The 19,407-nt window shown below is 72.5% G+C and carries 6 protein-coding genes; 3 read left to right on the plus strand and 3 right to left on the minus strand.

Annotated elements, in window-relative coordinates; genetic code table 11:
- Window positions 1-201: 201 nt before the first annotated feature.
- Window positions 202-849, minus strand: a complete 648-nt coding sequence (locus ASG62_RS03285; RefSeq protein ID WP_056698138.1) for a 4'-phosphopantetheinyl transferase family protein — start codon at window positions 847-849, stop codon at window positions 202-204.
- Window positions 846-2,051, minus strand: a complete 1,206-nt coding sequence (locus ASG62_RS26940) for a hypothetical protein (protein WP_056698141.1) — start codon at window positions 2,049-2,051, stop codon at window positions 846-848. The genes ASG62_RS03285 and ASG62_RS26940 overlap by 4 nt, the downstream gene beginning before the upstream one ends.
- Window positions 2,052-2,440: 389 nt before the next feature.
- On the opposite strand from ASG62_RS26940, the gene ASG62_RS03295 reads away from it, so the two are divergent.
- The 3 genes from ASG62_RS03295 to ASG62_RS03305 all read left to right on the plus strand — a co-directional run bounded on the left by ASG62_RS03295 (window position 2,441) and on the right by ASG62_RS03305 (window position 18,635).
- A complete protein-coding gene (locus ASG62_RS03295; protein ID WP_057180275.1) occupies window positions 2,441-10,021 on the plus strand; it encodes a type I polyketide synthase in 7,581 nt (2,526 codons plus the stop codon).
- Between the two features lie 5 nt (window positions 10,022-10,026).
- The gene (locus ASG62_RS03300; protein ID WP_056698149.1) at window positions 10,027-11,412 is read left to right on the plus strand and encodes an MATE family efflux transporter; all 1,386 of its coding nucleotides are present in this window, start codon (window positions 10,027-10,029) and stop codon (window positions 11,410-11,412) included.
- A 62-nt stretch (window positions 11,413-11,474) separates the two neighbouring features.
- Entirely contained in the window at window positions 11,475-18,635 is a 7,161-nt protein-coding gene (locus ASG62_RS03305) for an amino acid adenylation domain-containing protein (protein ID WP_056698152.1), read from the plus strand.
- 81 nt (window positions 18,636-18,716) lie between these two features.
- Here the strand turns inward: ASG62_RS03305 and ASG62_RS03310 are convergent, their stop codons facing one another.
- Entirely contained in the window at window positions 18,717-19,340 is a 624-nt protein-coding gene (locus ASG62_RS03310) for a TetR/AcrR family transcriptional regulator (RefSeq protein ID WP_056698155.1), read from the minus strand.
- Window positions 19,341-19,407: the final 67 nt, after the last annotated feature.

Consider the following 19,407-nt stretch of genomic DNA (forward strand, 5'->3'; position numbering starts at 1 on the left):
GCCGCCATCTCCGCGCGTCGAGGACGGCGCGCGGTCGGGGCGGTCGAAAGAGGTCGATGCGCGCGAGGCTCCCGGCCCGGAACGCCCCGCGCGGATCGGCGCGCCGCAACTGTATCGCGAAAGGTTTTAAGCTTTCCCGCCGGGCGAAGAGCTTCGGCGCGCTGAACTTACTAAGTTCAACGAAGTATCGTCCCGGCGCGATCATGGCAGGAGGGCCCAGGCGCCGTGATAGCCGGGCAGACCTTCGAGGTCCCCGAAGATCCAGCCCTCCCAGACGTCCGGCTCGCCCTCGGCCGGGCCGATGCGCCGTCCGTCCGGCCCGTGCGTGATCTCGACGGAGCGAGGATCGCGGAGAAGGCCGGTGCCGATGCCTTTCAAGAGCGCCTCCTTCAGCACGAAGGCTCGGAGGAAGGCGCGATGGGGATCGTCCGACCTCGCCAGGGCGCGCTGCTCGGCCTCGGTGAGGACATGGAGGCCGAGGGCCTGCGGATCGAAATCGTCGCGATGGCGCTCGACGTCGATGCCGAGCGCGCGGGCCTCGCCGAGCGCGACGCAGACGAGATCGCCGGAATGGGCGACGTTGAAGGCGGGACCTTCCGGCAGGCCGAGAACGGGCTTGCCGAAGGCGTTGGCCCGAAGCGGCACGGCGGCGGGCGCGAGGCCGAGGGCGGCGCCGAGCAGGGTGCGCAGGAGCCCGCGTCCGAGACGGAAGCGGTCGCGATCCTCGGGCCTGACATAGCGGGCGGCGCGCGCGCGCTCCTCCTCGCACAGCGCCTCGGCCCAATGTGCGGGGTCGCTGTCGGAGAGGCGGAGCGTGCGGATCTCGATCCGCTCGGGCAGGGGCCTCATGGCTCGGGCGGGCCGTCCGCGCCGATCGCGCGCAGCCGGGTCGTCTTGAAGCGGTCGAGATGGTCGATCGCCGAGCGCCCGACCTCGCGCACCATCATGAGGCTCGAGCGGTCGGTGCCGACGAAGCGGCTGCAGACGCATTTATGGGCGTCGTAGACGCCGGCCAGCTCCGCCGCGATGCGCTCGTAGGCGCTGGCGTCGCGCTCGCGCAGGGCGTCGAGGGAGGATTTCGTCAGCTTCATCCGGCGCACGAGATGGCGGTGGTCGCTGGAGAGAAGGCCGCTGAAGCCGTCGGGCTGGAAGGGCGAGCCCATGCTGATGCGGATGAGATCCTCGTAGACCTCGGCCGGGAAGTCGCCGGTGAAGCGCAGCGAGGCGGCGCAGGCGCGGAGCGTGATCGCGGCGAGATCGGCGGCCTCCAGGAGCGCCGCGTCGTTCCCCGCCGCGCCGGCTGTGTCGATCGCCTCGAAGGCGAAGATCAGCGCCTGCGTCAGCGCGGCGAAGACCTGATGGCCGTGGATCCAGCGGCGGACGGCGTGGAGGACCTCCACCGGCCGCTCCGCCCGCGTCCAGTTCGTCCCGGCCCGTCCCGCCGGCGCGCCGATGGCGACGCCGATTCCGATGGCGAGGGCGGCGGCCAGCGCCTCCGCGATGGCGGCGAGATCGGCCTCGCCCACCGTGGAGCCGGCCTCCTCGACGTCGAGCTGCAGCACCTCGCGCGCGGCGAGGAGCGAGTGGAGATAGCCCGCGGGATGGCCGTGGGCGACCCGGCGCACGCGGAAGAAGGCGTCGTGGACCTCGGGACTGGCGCCGTCTCCGGCCGCGATGAGGCCCGCCGGATCGCACGCCCGCTCGGCTTTGTCCGATGGAAGCAGCGCGGCGAGGGCGCCGAGCGCAAGGGCGCGTTCGGCGCCCGCTCCCGCCACCGCGCGGCGGCAGGCGGCGAGCGTGTCCTCGTCGAGCGCGGAGAGGATCGCGGCGCGATCGGGCACCTGCTCGGGCAGCAGGAAATCGATGCGCGGGATCGCCCATTGCGGCCTGGCAATGGGCGAGCGCGGCGCGCGGCGGCGCTCGGGCCCGCCATAGGCGGAAACCTCGCTCTCGTCCGCGAGCGTCGCGCCGATCCCGATCTGTCCCGATGGACCTTGCTGCATCACTTCCGTCTCCGGCCCCTTGGCGAAGATGCCGTCTTCGATCTGCATGGACTCGATCGGCCGGGAGGCTGCGTCGAACCTTCGGACCCGTCTCGCGCGGGCCCGTTCCACAACCACCCCTAGAGTCCGTCCGGTCCATCGCGGACCGGGCGGACTCCTCTCTCGTCTGCTGTCGTCTGTCGTTTCGGGATAGCCGGCTCCCGTTAAGTCTTGCCAGCCTCTAGCACTTCAAACATCGCAAGACGATAAGGATCGTCCGATCATGATGAATATTGATCTATACGTCATCTTCGGCCTATTTGATTGTAAGGCTTGGTTACATATCCAGGGTTAACAATCGATAGGATTCGCTCGTTCACGATAGTACATGAAATTATTCAATGACTCAGAAATCTAGTCTATGAGGAGGTCGCCCTTCAAGAGACCGGATTGATATTATGCCGAACTCTCCTCGTCTGAATGCTATCGATGCTACGTTTGCCGACGCCGATGCTGCCGTCGTTTCGCCAAGCATCGGGCGGGACAGGACCGTCACACGGCAGCCGATCGCCATCGTGGGTCTCAGCGGCCGCTACCCGAAGGCGCCCGATCTCGACACGCTCTGGTCGAACCTTGCGGGCGGCGTCGACGGCGTCGGCGAGGCGAAGGGGGATCGCTGGGATCTCGGCCACCATGCGGTGGACGTCGACTCGGCCAACCGGATCTACACCAAGGCCGGCGGCTTTCTCGACCGCGTCGATCTCTTCGACGCCGAGTATTTCGGCATGTCGCCGCGCGAGGCGCGCCAGGTCGATCCGCAGCATCGCCTGCTTCTGGAACTGGCCGTCGAGGCGCTGGACTCGGCCGGCCTGCCGCAGAACGAGATCGCGGGCAGCCGCACGGGCGTCTTCGTCGGCATTTCCAACAACGACTATGCCAGCCTCGTCGGCCAGACCGTCGATGCCTACACCAATATCGGCAGCGCGCTCTCGATCGCGGCGAACCGGGTCTCCTACGTCTTCGACCTGCACGGGCCGTCCATGTCGATCGACACGGCCTGTTCCTCCAGCATGGTCGCCATGCATCAGGCCTGCGTCGCCATCGCGTCCGGCGAATGCGACATGGCGCTGGCCGGCGGCGTGAACCTTCTCCTCAGCCCGCGCCCCTTCGTCGGCTTCTCCGAAGCTTCGATGCTTTCGCCGGACGGGCGCTGCAAGAGCTTCGACGCCTCGGGCAACGGCTATGTGCGGGCCGAGGGCGGCGGCCTCGTGCTCCTGAAATCGCTGGAGGCGGCCGAGCGCGACGGCGACGCGATCCTCGGCGTCATCCTCGGCACCGGCGTCAATTCCGACGGGCGCACGATGGGCCTGCCCATGCCGAGCGGCGAGGCGCAGGAGGCGCTGCTGCGCGAGGTCTACGGCGCCTTGGGCCTTGGCGCCGACGACATCTTCTATGTCGAGGCGCACGGCACCGGCACCTCCGTCGGCGACCCGATCGAATGCGGCGCCATCGGCCGCGTTCTCGGCGCGCCGCGCGCCGGGGGCACGCGCTGCCGCATCGGCTCGATCAAGTCGAACATCGGCCATCTCGAAAACGCCGCCGGCATCGCGGGCCTCACCAAGGTCCTGCTCGCGATGCGCCACGGCGAGATCCCCGCCAACCTCCACTTCGCCACGCCGAACCCGAAGATCGACTTCGAGACCTGGAAGCTCGAGGTCACGGCCGAGCCCGTGGCGCTGCCGGAGAGCGAGACGCCGCTGATCTTCGGCGTCAACTCCTTCGGCTTCGGCGGCACGAACGGGCACATGGTCGTGCAGGCCTACCGCCCGAAGGCCGCCGCCGCGCGCGTGGCCGCGCCGGCTAGCGCGCCCGAAGGCGAGGCCTTCGACGATCTCCTCGTCCTCTCCGCTCCCTCCGCCGAGGGGCTGGACGCGGTGGCCTCCGCCCATGCCGCCCATCTTCGCGCCGCCGATCCCGCCGAATGGCCGGCGATCCGCGCGACCGCGGCGCGCTCGCGCACGCTCCACGCCCATCGCCTCGTCCTGTCCGCGTCCGGCCCGGCCGAGGCCGCCGCGCGGCTGGAGCGCATCGTGGCGGGCGAGATGCCCTCCCATGCCGCCAAGGGCAAGGCGGCCGGCGCCGGGCGCACGGCGCTCGTCTTCTCCGGCAACGGCCCGCAATGGTGGGGCATGGGCCGCGAGCTTCTGGCGGAAAGCGCGATCTTCCGCGCCGAGATGGAGGCGGTCGACGCGATCTTCGCCCCGCTCGCCGGCTGGTCGCTGATCGAGGCCATGAGGCGCCCGGAGGCCGAGGTCGGCATCGAGCGCACCGAGGTCGCCCAGCCGCTCCTCTTCGCCCAGCAGCTGGCGCTGACCGCCGTCCTGAAGGCGGCGGGCATCCGGCCGGACCTCGTCTTCGGCCACAGCGTCGGCGAGGCGGCGGCGGCCCATGTCTCGGGCGCGCTCAGCCGCGAACAGGCGACCGAGGTCATCTTCCATCGCAGCCAGATGCAGGCGAGGACGGCCGGCACCGGCCGCATGGCCGCGCTCGGCCTCGGCAAGGCCGAAGCCGAAGCCTATCTCGCCGAGATTCCCGGCTGGCTGGAGATCGCGGCCGTCAACTCGCCGCGCGCCGTGACGGTCGCGGGCGATCCGGCGGCGCTGGAGGCCCTCAGTGCCCGGCTGACCGAGGAGGGCAAGTTCGTGCGCATCCTCGCGCTCGACTATCCCTTCCACACCTCGGCCATGGACCCGATCCGCGAGGAGCTTCTGGAGAGGCTGGCCGCGCTGCGTCCGGGGGCGAGCGCCGTTCCCTTCGTCTCCACCGTCGAGGGCGCCGTCGTTGCCGGCGAGGCGCTCGACGCCGACTACTGGTGGCGCAACATCCGCCGGCCCGTCGCCTTCGACGCGGCCGTCGCCAGCGCCCTCTCCGAACATGCGATCGACGTCTTCGTCGAGGTCGGTCCCCATCCCGTTCTGCGCGACTACGTGCTGCAATGCGTCAAGGCGGCGGAGGGATCGTCGGCCCAGGCGCTCGCCACGCTGAAGCGTCCTTCCGCGAACCGCCCGGCGCCCGAGGCCGAGACGCTCTCGACCGCGATCTGCGCGATCCATGCCGCAGGCGCCGGCGATCTCGCCGCGCTCTTCGAGCGCCCGGCCGTGCCCGCCCGGCTGCCGGCCTATCCGTTCAACCGCACGAGCTTCTGGCGCGGCGGAACCGAGCTGCCGGGCACGATCTACCCGATCCGGCGCGAGCACCCGCTGCTCGGCGCGCGGCTTTCCTCCACGGCCGACGCCTGGTCGACCGTCGTCCAGACCACGCTCCTGCCGTATCTGCGCGACCACGTCGTGCAGGGCTCGGCGATCTTCCCCGCCGCCGGCTATATCGAGCTGGCCGTCGCCGCCGCCCTCGCCAAGGGCGGCGAGGGGGTGATCGACCTCGAGACCTTCGAGATCCTGAAGCCGCTCGTCCTCTCCGAAGGCGCCGAGCCGTTCGTGCAGACCTCCGTCGATCCAGCCGACGGCACGCTCCTCGTCCGCTCCCGCCCGGCCGCCGAGACCGCCGACTGGACCGAGCACGTGAAGGGCCGCCTCTCGCGCCCCGAAGGCGTGGAGGCGCCGGCGCCGCTCGATCTCGCAGCGTTGCGCGCCGCCATGCCCGAGCACGTCTCGCGCGAGGCGCATTATCGCGGCTCCGACCGGCGCGGCCTTGCCTATGGCCCTCTCTTCCAGGGCGTCACCGCCATCGCGATGACCCCGGCCGACGCGACGAAGCGCGCCGCGCTCGGCGAGATCGCCATTCCCGCCGTCGCGGGCGAGCTCTCCGCCTATCGCGGCCATCCCGCGATCCTCGACAACGCGTTGCAGGTGCTGATCTCGCTGATCGGCCAGAACGATCCGCGCGACTGCGCGACGATCCCTGTTCAGGTCGGCCGCATCCGCAGCTTCGCGGCGCTGCCCGAGCGCGTCGTCTGCCATGTCGAGCTGCGCCACGAGAGCGCCCGCACCGGCGTCGCCGACATCGCCATCGCGGACGAGACGGGCCGCGTGCTCGTGCTGCTCGAAGAGGCGCGCTTCCAGAAGGTGGAGTTCCGCCCGAGCGCCCTGCCGATCCTCGCCGAGGACTGGCGCCCCGATCCCGCCTTCGCGCCGCGCCGCGCCGTGTCCCTCGTCCTGCCCTCGGCGGAGGCGCTGGCAGAGACGCTGACGCCCGTCGTGGCGGGGATCGCGGCCGCCCCCGAGCGCGTCTCGTTCTGGACCGAGGTGCGCGCGCGCCTCGACGCGCTCGTCGCCGCCTATGCCGCCAAGGCGCTTCGCGAGATCGCCGAGGACATTGCCGAGGAGGGCGCGCCCTTCACGCTCGCCTCGCTCGCCAGGGCCGGCGAGGTGATCGAGGACGAACTCGACCTCCTGATGCAGCTGACCCAGATGGCGGAGGCCGAGGGCTATCTCCTGCGCAAGGCGCCCTCGCGGGCCCCGACCTGGATCTGGTCGGCCGACAAGGCGCCGGAGCCCGGCGCGCTGCGGCGTCAGCTGATGCTCGACCATTCCGGCTACGGCGCCGAGCTGGTGGCCATCGCCCGGGCCGGCAACGCGTTGGCCGCCCGCCTGCGGGGCGAGACGGACGGGCCGGCGGCGGTCGCCATGCGCGAGATGCTGGACGACACCGCGCCCTTCCGCCGCTTCGCCAACACGATCGCCGCCGAGGCGGTCCGCGCCCTCGTCGCGTCCTGGCCGGAGGGGCGGGCGATCCGCGTCTGCGAGCTGTCCGGCGGAACCGGGGGGCTGGCCGCCGCCGTCCTGCCCGTCCTGCCGCAGGAGCGCAGCGACTATCTCTTCGCCGATGCCTCCGACCAGGCGCTGAGCCGCGCGCGCAACCGCTTCTCCGCCCATCATTTCCTGCGCACGGCCGGCTCGGCCGAGGCGCCGGAAAGCGGCTTCGACCTCGTTCTCTCCGCCGGCGAGGTGGAGGCTTCGACGCTCTTCGAGACCCTCCTGCCGGGCGGCATCGCCCTTCTCGTCGAGACCCTGCCGGGCCGCGTCGCCGATCTCCTGATGCCGCGCCGTTCCGAGGCGGGGTCGCCGGATCCGGCCGAAAGCCTCGTCGCCGCCGGTTTCGAGACCCCGGTCGCGCTGTCCGACGCCTCCGCCGGGGCCGAGCCGACGCACCGGGTCTGGATCGCCCGCCGGCCCGAAGGCGCAGCAAGTGCCGACATCCTGCGCCTGCCCGGCGAGGCCGGACGGCGCGTGCTCGTGGTCGGCCCGTCCGAGGCCGAGCAGCCCTTCGTCGCGGCGCTTTCGGCGGCGCTCGAGGCGTCCGGCCAGACGGTCGCCGTCCGGGCGCTCGATCCGGCCGATCTCGGCGCGGAGGCGCTGGCCGAACTCGTCGCCTCGGAGCCCGGCGCGGCCGAGTTCGTGCATCTGGCGGGCTTTGCCGCCGGCACGCCCGGGACGGACGCGATCCTGTCCGGCCAGGACCTGCGCTGCCTCTCGGCGCTTCATCTGGCCCGCGCCATCGAGATGCGGCCCCTCGACGCGGAAGGTCCGGCGCCCGTCCTGACGCTGGTGACGCGCCATGCCTTCGCGGGACCGGCCGGCACGGGTCCGGTCGATCCGTTCCAGTCGACCGTCGCCGGCCTCGGCCGCGTGATGGCGAACGAGCAGGCCTCCGTCGGCTGCCGCCTGATCGACGTCCATGCCGCCCTCGACGACGCCGAGGCGGCCGGCGACCTCGCCCATGCGCTTCTCGCCCGCGACGCGGAACCCGAGACGCTGCTCTCCGGCGGCCGGCGCTTCGTCCACCGTGTGCGGCAGTCCTCGATCGCCGAGCAGACGCGCATCGCGCGGAGCCTGCAGCCCGGAAAGACAGAGGCGCGGCCCTTCCGCCTCGACTTCCTGCCGCAGGGCGGCCTCGACTCGCTGCATCTTCGCGAGATCGAGCGCCGGACGCCCGGCGAGGGCGAGATCGAGATCGCCATCCGCGCGGCCGGTCTCAACTTCCGCGACGTGCTCTACGCCATGGGCATGCTGCCGGAAGAGGCGGTCGAGAAGGGCTTTTCCGGCCCGACCATCGGCATGGAATGCGCCGGCGAGGTCCTGCGCGTCGGGCCGGGCGTCACCGCCCTCAAGCCCGGCGACCGCGTCATCGCCTTCGCCTCCTCCTGCTTCGCCAGCCACGTCACGACCAAGGCGGACTGCGCCGCGCTGCTGCCCGCCGACATTCCCTTCGAGGCCGCCGCGACCATCCCGACCGCCTTCGTCACCGCCTGGTACGCGCTGGACCATCTGGCGCGGCTCGAACCCGGCGAGACCGTGCTGATCCACGGCGCGGCCGGCGGCGTTGGCCTCGCCGCGCTGCAGATCGCCAAGCTTCGCGGCGCCGTGGTCATCGCCAGCGCCGGCTCGCCGGACAAGCAGCAGCTCGTCCGCGACATGGGCGCCGACCACGTCGTCTCCTCCCGCTCCACCAAGTTCGCCGACGACATCATGGCGCTGACCAAGGGGGAGGGCATCGACGTCGTCCTGAACTCGCTGGCCGGCGAGGCGATCACCAAGGGTCTGCAGGTGCTCAAGCCCTTCGGCCGCTTCCTGGAGATCGGCAAGCGCGACCTCTACGCCAACAGCCGCATCGGCCTGCGCCCCTTCCGCCAGAATCTGAGCTATTTCGGCATCGACGCCGACACGCTCCTGGTGGAACGTCCCGCGCTCGCCAAGCGCATGTTCGACGCGGTCGTGGCGGCGCTTGCCTCGGGCGATCTGAAGCCTCTGCCCTATCAGGCGACGCCGGTCTCGCGGGCGGCGGAGGCCTTCCGCGCCATGCAGCAGGCCCGCCATGTCGGCAAGCTCGTCGTCAGCCTCGACGCCGAGCGCCACGAGAATCTGGCGATCCTCTCCAGCGGCCGGGGCACGGTGCGCCCGGACGTGACCTATCTCGTGACCGGCGGCCTTTCCGGCTTCGGCCTCGCCACCGCCGAATGGCTGGTGGCGGAGGGCGCGCGCTCGCTCGCCCTTCTCGGCCGGCGCGGCGCGACGACCGAGGAAGCCAAGGCCGGGCTCGCCCGCATCCGGGCGGCCGGGGCGGTGGCGACGGGCTTTGCCGTCGATGTCGCCGACAGGGAAGCGCTCGACCGGGTCCTCTTCGAGATCCGCGCGACCATGCCGCCGCTGAAGGGCGTCGTCCACGCGGCGGCCGTCATCGAGGACGCGCCGCTGATGAACGTCGACCGGGGCCTGATGCACCGCGTCATGTCGGCCAAGATGATCGGCGCCTGGAACCTCCACGAGATGACGTTGGCGGACGGGCTGGAGAGTTTCGTGCTCTACTCCTCGTCGAGCGCAGTGGTCGGCAATCCCGGCCAGGGCACCTATGTCGCGGCCAACACCTTCCTCGACACGCTGGCCGAGCATCGCCGGGCGCTGGGCCTGCCCGCGCTCTCGGTCGGCTGGGGCGCGATCAAGGATGCGGGCTTCCTCACCCGCAACGCCGCCGTGGAGGACATGCTGGAGCAGCGGGCGGGCATGAGCGCGACGCCGGTGCGCGACGCGCTGGCCGAGCTCGGGCGCCTGATGGGCTCGGGCGCCTGCCGGGTCGCGGCCGCGCAGTTCAACCTCATGCGCCTCGGGCAGAGCCTGCCCGGCGCGCGCAGCCCGCGCTTCTCCAGCCTGATCCCGGACTCGATGAGCCTCGTGCCGGAGGGCGCCGGCTCGATCGCCGCCGCGCTGGAGGCGATGGGCGAGGAGGACCGCCGCGCGCTTCTCCTCACCTGCGTCGCCGGCCATGTCGGCCGCGTCGTCGGCTCGGACGCCGCGCAGATCACGCCGGAGAAGTCGCTGACCGAACTCGGCCTCGACAGCCTCATGGCGGTGGAACTGGCCGAAGCGCTGGAGCACGAGGTCGGGCGGCCGATCTCGGTCATGCAGATGATCCAGGCGGGCACGGTCGGCGGCGTCGTCCAGATCGTCTTGCAGGGCTTTTCCGGCACGAGGGCCTCGGCCGAGGCGAAGGCGCCGGCCGCCGCTCCCGACCGCATCGCGGCCTGAGCCGCATGTCGCTCGGCGAGAGCATGGCTCTCGATCCCGGTGCCCTCGATCCCGGTCGGGCGGGGCGCGAGGCCGCCGCAGCGGCGCCGGGCGGCGGGAGCCTCTTCGCGCTGGCGCTGCCCATGGTCGTCTCGCGCGCCGGGCTCGCGGCCATGGTGCTCGTCGACTGCGTCATGGTCGCGCGGCACGGCGCGGAGGCCCTGGCCGTCACGCTTCTGGCGCAGGGCACGTTCGGCCGGCTGACCGACGTGTTCCTGGCCGTGCTCCTCGGCCCGCTCGTCCTCTTCGCGGCGGCGCAAGGGGCGGGCGCGCGGCCCCGGCGGATCGCGCTCTGGCATCGCGCGCTCTGCGCGGCGCTCATCCTCGGCGCGGCCGGTCTCGGCGCCAGCCTCTTCGCCGAGCCGATCCTCCTGGCGCTCGGGCAGGAGGCGGGGCTTTCGGCCGAAGCCGGCGCGGTCGTCCTCGCGCTCGGCCTCGGCCTGCCCGCCGGCCTCGTCGCCATCGCCTCCGCCGTCCATCTGGAGGGCGCCGGCCGGGCGAGGGGCGTCGCGCTCTGGGTGCTCGGCGCCAATTTCCTCAATCTCGGGCTGAATTTCCTTCTCGTCGGCGGCCATCTCGGATTTCCCGAACTCGGCGCGCTTGGCTCGGCTATCGCGACCGGCATCGTGCGTCTGGCGCTCGCCGCGGCGCTCGTCTGGAGCGTGCTGACGCTCGAAGGCCGCGCCGCGCTCCGCCCCGGCCGGGCCCTTCCCGGCGACGGGCGGGAGCAGGCAAGGCTCGGCGGCAGCGCGTTCGCGACGGCGGGCTTCCTGCACGCGCTCGGCATCTGGCTCACCGTCTTCGCGGGCTGGCTGGGCGCGCTTGATCTCGCCGCCTATGCCTCCGCCTGGCTCTTCATCCTGCCCGGCCTTCTCCTCTCCGCCGGCATCGGCGACGCGCTCGCCGTCCGCCTGTCCAAGGCGGGCGCCGACGGGGCGGAAACGCCGGAGGCCGCGCGTCTGCTGCGGGCCGATCTCGGCGCGCTGGCGCTCGTGCTCCTGCCCTTCACGCTCCTCTTCGCCCTCGCGCCGGAAACGCTCGCCGGCCTCTACGCGCCGGACCCGGCTCTTGCCGCCGGCATCGCCGCGCTTCTCACGATCGCCGGCCTCGTCCTTCTCTTCGACGGGCTCGGCTACGGCCTCGTCGCGGCGCTCCGCGCGCGCGGGGACGTGACCGTGCCGATGGGGATTCAGGTCGGCTGCATGGCGGCGACGCCGCTGCTGGCCGGCGCTCTCGCCTTCGGCCCGCTCGGCGCCGGGGGCCTCCTCGGCATCGTCGCAGCGATCCTCGTCACCAGCACGCTGCGGATCGGCCTCCTCGCCCTCCGCGCCGTCCGGCATTTCCGCCGATGACACGCGCTCTCCTTCGGCCTGCCCTCCTGTCCTCCGCCCCTCTCGCACCATCAGAGACCCGCATGTTCCTGGACCCGACCGAGACCTTCGCCGTGCCCCGCGAGCCGCAGGACGGTTTCGCGCTGAGCCATGCGCAGCGCGGGGTCTGGCTGGACGCCAAGATGATCGGCCGGCCGCAGGCCTACCAGATCGGCTCGCTCGCCGAGATCGCCGGCCCGGTCGATCCCGCGCTCGCGCAAGAGGCGCTGCGCCTCGTCATGAGCCGCCACGACGCGCTGCGCCTGCGGATCGACGCGGACGAGCCGCGCCAGCGCTTCGAGCCGCTGGACACCGCGCCCTTCCACCTGATCGACCTCTCCGGCGTGGCCGAGCCGGACGCGGCGGCGGCGGCGCATCTTAGCGCCATCCAGGCGGCGGGCTTTCCGCTGGGCCCCGCGCCGCTTTTCCGGCTCGACCTCCTGAAGCTTGCGCCGGACCGCTGGCACCTGATCCTCCTCGCCCATCATCTGATCGCCGACGGCGTTTCGATCGCGCTGGCGCAGAGGCACTGGCTCGAGGCCTACAATCGGCTCTTCGCGGGCGAGGAGGCGGGCGGGACGGAGGCGCGCTCCTCCTATGCGCCGGTCGTCGCCGAGGACGCGGCCTACGAGGCCTCCGCGCGCCATGGCGAGGACCTGGACTATTGGGCGAAGCGCCTGTCGCCCCGGCCCGGCCTCGTCTTCGAGAACCGCCCGGCGCCGCAGGGCCACGCTCCCTTCGACGGCGCGCCGCGCGCCGGGCTCCTCGTCGCGCCCGAGACCGCCGCCCGGTTCGAGGCCGCGGCGCGGACGGCCGGCACGACGCTGCACCGCGCGCTGGTGGCCACGCTCGCGCTCGCCCTCTCGCGCCGCTACGACCGGACCGACCTCGCCCTCGGCATGGCGCTGCACCGGCGCGAGCATGCGACGCGCGACACGATCGGCATGCTGGCCGGCATGATCGCCGTGCGCTGCGCGGCCGATCCCGCGTGCACGCTCCTCGCCAACGTCCAGCGCATCGCGGCCGATCTCGACGCCGACCTTCGCCGCCAGCGAGCGCCGATCGATGCGATCGGGCGGCGGCTGGCGGCGGAGGCGGGCTCGGCGGAGGCCGGGCGCGGCCTCTTCGACGTCGCCGTGACGATCATGCCGGCCGCGGCCGGCGCCCTGCCGGCGCTCGGCGGCGGCGCCACGATCCGCTCGCGCCCGATCCGCGCGCCCGAGGAGACGCCGCTCGCGGTCTATATCAACGAGCTGGCCGGGGGCGGCCTCTCCGTCCAGTTCGGCTTCAACCCCGACATTCTGGCGAGCGAGGAGGTGGAGCGGCTGGAGGCCGGCTTCCGCGACATGCTGGAGGCCTTCGCCGCCCGGCCCGAGCGCCGCCTCTCGGCGCTGCCGCGCCTGACGCGCGAGGAGGACGCGGCCATCGCCGAATGGTCGGAGGGCACCGCGCTCGACGTGCCGCAGGCGACGCTGCACGGCCTCTTCCAGGCGCGCGCGGCCGAAGATCCCGACGCGCCGGCGCTCCTCTCAGACGAGGGCGCGATGAGCTATGGCGAACTCGACCGTGCGGCGACGGCCCTGGCGGCGCGGCTGGGACAGGCCGGGATCGCGCCCGGCTCCGTCGTCGGCGTCCTCGTCGAGCGCTCGATGACGAGCAGCCTCGCGGCCATGGCGATCCTGAAGGCCGGATGCGTCTACCTGCCGCTCGACCCGGTCTATCCTGACGAACGCCTCCACGGAATGATCGAGGATGCGCAGGCTCGCGCGGTTCTGACGACGGGCGAGGGCGCCGGCCGCGTGCCGGACGGCGTCATGGCAATCGGGCTCGGGGCAATCGAGCTCGGGACGGCCGGGCTCGGGGCGACCGATCCGGCCGCCGATCATCCGCCGGTGGACGACGGCGCGCGTTCGCCGGAGGATCTCGCCTATATCGTCTTCACCTCCGGCTCGACCGGGCGCCCGAAGGGCGTCGCCATGTCCCATGGGGCGGCGGTCAATCTGGCCTTCGCCCGGCAGGAGCACGATCCGATCGGGCGGGGCGACCGGGTTCTCGCGGCGATCTCGGTCGGGTTCGACGTGTCGATCGGCCAGCTTCTCCTGCCGCTTCTCTCGGGCGCGGCCGTGGTCGTGGCCGGCGAGATCCGGGGCCTGTCCCCGGAGGCCTTCTGGGCCTTCATGGTCCGGCACGGCGTGACCCACGTCAATTCCGTCCCCTCCTTCCTCGAAAGCGTCCTTCCCGGCACGCCTGGAAGCACGGCGCTGAAGCAGGTCATGCTGGGCGGGGAGGGCCTCTCCGGGGCGCTCGCCGCCAAGCTCCGCACAGCGCTCGGCGTTCCGGTCGTCAACATGTACGGGCCGACCGAGACCTGCATCGACGCGACGGCCTTTCCGGTTCCGGCGTCCGGCTTCGAGGCCGCGCCGATCCTGCCGATCGGCCGGCCGCTGCCGAACTACGCGACCCATGTGCTCGACGCCGCGCTGAAGCCCGTCGCCATCGGCGCGGAGGGCGAGCTCTTCATCGGCGGCGCGGGTCTGGCGGAAGGCTATCTCGGGCCACGCGCGCTGACGCAGGAGCGCTTCGTCGAGACCCCGCTCCAAGGGCGGCTCTATCGCACGGGCGACCGCGCGCTCTGGCGCGAGGACGGGCAGATCGCGTTTCTCGGCCGGACGGACGCGCAGGTGAAAATCCGCGGTTTCCGCGTCGAGCCCGGCGAGATCGAGGTCGTGCTGCGCGGGCACCAAGCGCTCGCCCAGGCCGCCGTCGTCGCGCGGCCCGATGCGCGCGGCGCGATGCGGCTTCTGGCCTACGGCGTGCCCGCCGAGGGCGCCGCGCCGCCCGGCGTCGAGGCCCTCCGAGCCCATCTGGCGGCGCGGCTTCCCGCCCATATGGTCCCCGCCGAGATCCTGCTCGTCGACGCCCTGCCGCTGACGCCGAACGGCAAGCTCGACGCGCGCGCGCTGCCCGAGCCGGGCGCGCGGGCCGGCACGGGCCGGGCGCCGGAGACGGCGACGGAGCGCCTTCTGGCGGAGAGCTACGCCGCGCTGCTCGGCGTCGCCGGCGTCGATGTCGAGGCGCATTTCTTCGAACTCGGCGGGCATTCGCTGCTGGCGACGCAGCTCGCCTCGCGCCTTCGCGCCGCGCTCGGCGTGGAACTGCCGATCCGCACGCTCTTCGAGACGCCGCGCATCCTCGACCTCGCCCCGCGCATCGACGCGCTGCTGGCCGAGGGCGGCGCCCGTCCCGCCGCCGGGGCCCCGCTCGTCGCCCGGCCGCGCCCGGCGCGCCTTCCGCTGTCCCATGCGCAGGAGCGGCTCTGGTTCCTCGACCGGCTCGAACGGGACAGCCCCGCCTACAACATTCCGACCGCGCTCCGTCTCGACGGCGATCTCGATGCCGGCGCGCTGGAAGCGGCCTTCGCGGCGCTGGTCGAGCGCCACGAGATCCTGCGCACGCGCTTTGCGGAGATCGACGGCGCGCCCGCGCAGATCGTCATGGACACCCGCGCCGTGCCCTTCGCGCTGGAAGACCTGACGGGCGGGCGCGAGGCCGAGACGGTGGCGCTCTTGGAGGCCGAGGCGCGCCGGCCCTTCGATCTCGAGCGCGATCCGCTCCTGCGCGTGCGCCTCCTGCGCCTCGCGCCGCAGGCGCATGTCTGCCTCCTCACCCTCCATCACATCGTCTCCGACGGCTGGTCCAGCTCGATCCTCGTCACCGAACTCGCCGCTCTCTACGAGGCCGCGCGCGCCGGCCGGCCGGCGGGACTCGCCCCGCTCGCCATCCAGTTCGCGGACTTCGCTCTCTGGCAGCGCGAGGCGCTGGGCGAGGCCGAGCTGGCCGGCCAGACCGCCTTCTGGCGGGAGGCGCTGGCCGGCGCGCCCGACGCCCTGACGCTGCCGCTGGAGCACCCGCGCCCCGCGACGCGCAGCTTCATAGGCCGGAGCCAGAGCGTGGCGCTGCCGGCCGACGTCTCGCAGGCGCTGGTGCAGTTCGCGCACTTGAGCGGCGCCACGCCCTTCATCGTGCTCCTCTCCGCCTTCGCCGCGCTCCTGTCGCGCTGGAGCGGGCAGGAGGACGTCGTCATCGGCGCGCCCATCGCCAACCGCAGGCAGGCCGAGACGGAGGGGCTGATCGGCTTCTTCGTGAACACGATCGCCCTTCGTGCCGACCTCTCCGGCGCGCCTTCGCTGGCCGAGCTGACCGAGCGCATGCGCGCCCGCTCGCTCGACGCCTATGCCCATCAGGACCTTCCCTTCGAGCGGCTGGTCGATGCGCTGAAGCCCGCGCGCGATCCCGGCCTCCATCCGGTCTTCCAGACGATGTTCGTTCTCCAGAACGCGCCGGAGGGACGCTACGAGACCGGATCGCTCGCCATCTCGCCGGTCGTTCAGCCCGAAAGCGTCGCGAAATTCGACCTGACGCTGACGCTGAGCGAGACGCCGGACGGCTTCGCGGGCGCGCTGACCTACGCCGCCGATCTCTTTTCGCCCGCGCTGGTCGCGCGCATGGCCGCCGAGTTCGAGCGGCTCGTGCGCGCCGCGCTGGAGGACCCCGGCCGCGACCTCGCCGCGATCCCGCTCGTCTCCGAGGACGAGGAGCTGCGTCTTATCGCCGAGGGCGAAGGCATCCGGCGCCCCGTCGCGGTGGACACGGTTCCGGCGCTCTTCGAGGCGGAGGTCCGCCGCAGGCCGGGCGGGGAGGCGGTCGCCCACGGGGCGACGCGCCTCGATTTCGCCGCGCTGAACGCGCGCGCCAATCGCCTCGCCCATGCGCTGATCGCGGCGGGCATCGGCCCCGAGCGCACGGTCGGCGTGATCCTGCCGCGCTCGGAGGCGCTCGTCGTCGCCGCGCTCGCCATCCTGAAGGCCGGCGGCGTCTACGTTCCGCTCGATCCCGCCTATCCCGCCGAGCGCATCGCCGCGATCCTTGCCACCGCCGCGCCCGCGCTCGTCCTCGCCGCGCCGGAAACGCGCGGCGCGCTGCCGGAGGGCACGGCGGTTCTCGATCTGGCCGCCTTCGACGGAGCCGCCTTCCCCGACCGCGATCCGACCGACCGCGACCGGACGGCGCCGCTGTCGGCGGAGAACCTCGCCTATGTCATCCACACGTCCGGCTCGACCGGCCGGCCGAAGGGCGTCGCGGTCTCGCATGGCGCGCTCGTCCATCTCGCCGACGCCCGCAAGGCGCACGATCCGATCGGCCCCGGCGACCGCGTGCTCGCCGCGCTCTCCATCGGCTTCGACGTCTCGGTCGGCCAGCTCGTCACGCCGCTCCTTTCCGGCGCGACCGTCGTCGTCTCGCCCGATCTCGGCACGCTCGGCGGCGCCGGATTCTGGTCGCTGCTGGAGGCCGAGCGGATCACGCATCTGAACGCGGGCCCCGCCTTTCTGGGCGCCGCCCTCGACGCCGCGCCCCCGAAGCTCTCCCTGAAGCGCCTGATGCTCGGCGGGGAGGGCTTCTCGACCGCGCTGGCGCGGCGGCTTCTGGCGGCGCTTCCGGGCACGGAGGTCTTCAACATGTACGGGCCGACCGAAGCCTGCATCGACGCCACGGCCTATCGCGCGACGGGGCAGGAGACCGGCGCCTTCCTGCCGATCGGCCGGCCGCTGCCGAACTACCGCGTCCATCTCCTCGACGCCGCGCTGCGCCCGGTCGCGCCGGGTCTTGCCGGCGAGATCCATATCGGCGGGCCGACGCTGGCGAGGTCCTATGTCGGCGATCCCGCCGAGACCGAGGCGCGCTTCGTCGCCGATCCGTTCGGCGCCCCCGGCGACAGGCTCTACCGCACGGGCGATCTGGCGCGGCGGAACGCGGCCGGCGAGATCGAATTCCTCGGCCGGATCGACGCGCAGGTGAAGATCCGCGGCGTGCGCATCGAGCTCGGCGAGATCGAGGCCGTGCTCCGCCGCCACCCGGCCGTCGCCGCCGTCGCCGCCGTCGCGCGGCCGCACCGGGGCGAGCTTGCCATCGTCGCCTATGTCGTGCCGTCCCGCCCGCAGGGCGAGGCGCTGCGGCCGGCCGAGCTGCGCGACGTCGTGGCGCTCTCGCTGCCCCATCACATGGTCCCGGCCGCGATCCTCGCCGTTCCCGCCCTGCCGATGACGGCCCATGGCAAGCTCGACCTTCGCGCTCTGCCCGAGCCGCTCTTCGAGGAGGAGGCGCGCGATGCCACGCCGCCGCGCAACGCGCTGGACGAAGCCTTGCGCGATGTCTGGATCTCCGTGCTCGGCCTTGAGGCGCTCGGCCTTGAGGAGAACTTCTTCCGCATCGGCGGCCATTCGCTGATGGCGCTGCGCGTCGCCGCCGCCGTCAAGGCGCGGCTCGGCCTCGACATGCCGGTCGGCGCGCTCTTCCGCAACCAGACGATCCGCCAGCTCTCCGACGCGCTATCGGCCGGGGCTTGCGGTTCCACGTCGGGCTCCCCGGCGATCGCGCTGAACGGTCACGCGGGGGATCGGCCGGTCTTCGCCGTCCATGCCGTGGGCGGCAGCGCGCTCGTCTATTCCGGCCTCGCGCAGGCGCTGGCGGACGCGCGCCCGGTCTTCGGCCTCCAGGCCTCCGGCCTCGATGCCGGCGAGCCTCTCGCCCCCTCGCTGGAGGCGATGGCGCAAAGCTACGTCGCCGCGCTGCGCGGGTGCCAGCCGCAGGGGCCTTATACGCTGCTCGGCCATTCCTTCGGCGGCCTCGTCGCCTTCGAGATGACGCGGCAGCTGGAGGCCGCGGGCGAGCGTGTGGAGCGCCTCGTCATGCTGGACACGTCGAGCCCGGCGACGGAGGGGAGCCTCATGCCGCCCGCCGAACAGGCCCGGATGCTGCTCGCCGCCGAAAGCTCGGGCCTCGGGCTCGACATCGAGGAGGGCGCGCGGTCGCGGATCGAGGCCGTCATCGCCAACAATGTCGCGCTCGCCGCCGCCCATGCGCCGGGGCGGATCGAAGCGCCGCTCACCTATGTGGAAGCCATGCGCCACGAGGGCGACGCGGACCGCGCCGCCTATTGGCTCGCCCGCAGCCTCCGGCCCACGCCCGCCGCCCGCTCGGCCTGCGGTCACTTCGACATGCTGCGCCCGGAGCATCTCGGCCCCGTCCTCGCCGCCCTGTCGCCGGCGGACGAGGCGCCCGAGACACCCGTCTCGGACGGTCTCTTCTCCGGTCCCTTCGATCGCCTCCCGCCGGGCAACGGAGAAGAAGCGGCCGATCTTCAGTAAGAGGACAGGCGCCTCTTCGCCCGCCCTTCGAACCGTCGAGCGAACCCGGCGGATGCCGGCGCCCGGCATCCGACCGGCGTCTCAGCTTGTCAGAAGCCCTTCGAGCACCTTCACCGTGTCGTCGATCTCGGCCTCGATCCGGGCGCGGGGGAAGCCGGCGCTGGCTTTGACGCCGACGGAGTGGAGGGTCGCGATCACGAGATTGGCGTAGCAGCGGGCCTTGGCGCCGCCGGGATCGGAGGCGATGCGCTCGCTCGCCCAGGTCTCGATGCGACGCTGTTCGCGATCGACCAGATTGCGCAGGACGGCTTTCGCGTCGTCGTGGGCATTGGCCTCGGCCGCGAGAACGCAGGCGATGAGGCAGCCGCGGGGCCGTTCGTGATCGTAGAGAAAGCCGACGATGACGTCGCGCAGGGACGGCTCCTTCCGTCCCTCGCCGGACCCGTCGGGAAGGCCGAGCATGGCGATCTTCTCGTAATAGCGCTCCACGGCCTGGAAGAACAAAGCCCGCTTGTCGCCATAGGCGGCATAGAGGCTGGGCCGGTTGATACCCATGGCCTGCGTCAGGGCGTCGAGATCGGCGCCCTCGTAGCCGTTCTCCCAGAACACGTCGACGGCGCGATCGAGGGCCGTGTCGATGTCGAACGACCGGGGGCGGCCACGCTTCTTCCGTATCTCGATCACCCCGCCCAAAACGGCCTCCATGTTAATTTACTCGATAGTACATAATGCGCTTGACGGCGGCAATATCCTCCTCCCATAGTGTATCACG

The organism is Aureimonas sp. Leaf427 (assembly GCF_001425485.1).
GTDB lineage: Bacteria > Pseudomonadota > Alphaproteobacteria > Rhizobiales > Rhizobiaceae > Plantimonas.

Coding starts and splice junctions, on each gene's coding strand:
- ASG62_RS03305 (WP_056698152.1), top strand. CDS start 11,475: ATGTTCCTGGACCCGACCGAGACCTTCGCCGTGCCCCGCGAGCCGCAG.
- ASG62_RS03295 (WP_057180275.1), top strand. CDS start 2,441: ATGCCGAACTCTCCTCGTCTGAATGCTATCGATGCTACGTTTGCCGAC.
- ASG62_RS03300 (WP_056698149.1), top strand. CDS start 10,027: ATGTCGCTCGGCGAGAGCATGGCTCTCGATCCCGGTGCCCTCGATCCC.
- ASG62_RS26940 (WP_056698141.1), bottom strand. CDS start 2,051: ATGCAGATCGAAGACGGCATCTTCGCCAAGGGGCCGGAGACGGAAGTG.
- ASG62_RS03310 (WP_056698155.1), bottom strand. CDS start 19,340: ATGGAGGCCGTTTTGGGCGGGGTGATCGAGATACGGAAGAAGCGTGGC.
- ASG62_RS03285 (WP_056698138.1), bottom strand. CDS start 849: ATGAGGCCCCTGCCCGAGCGGATCGAGATCCGCACGCTCCGCCTCTCC.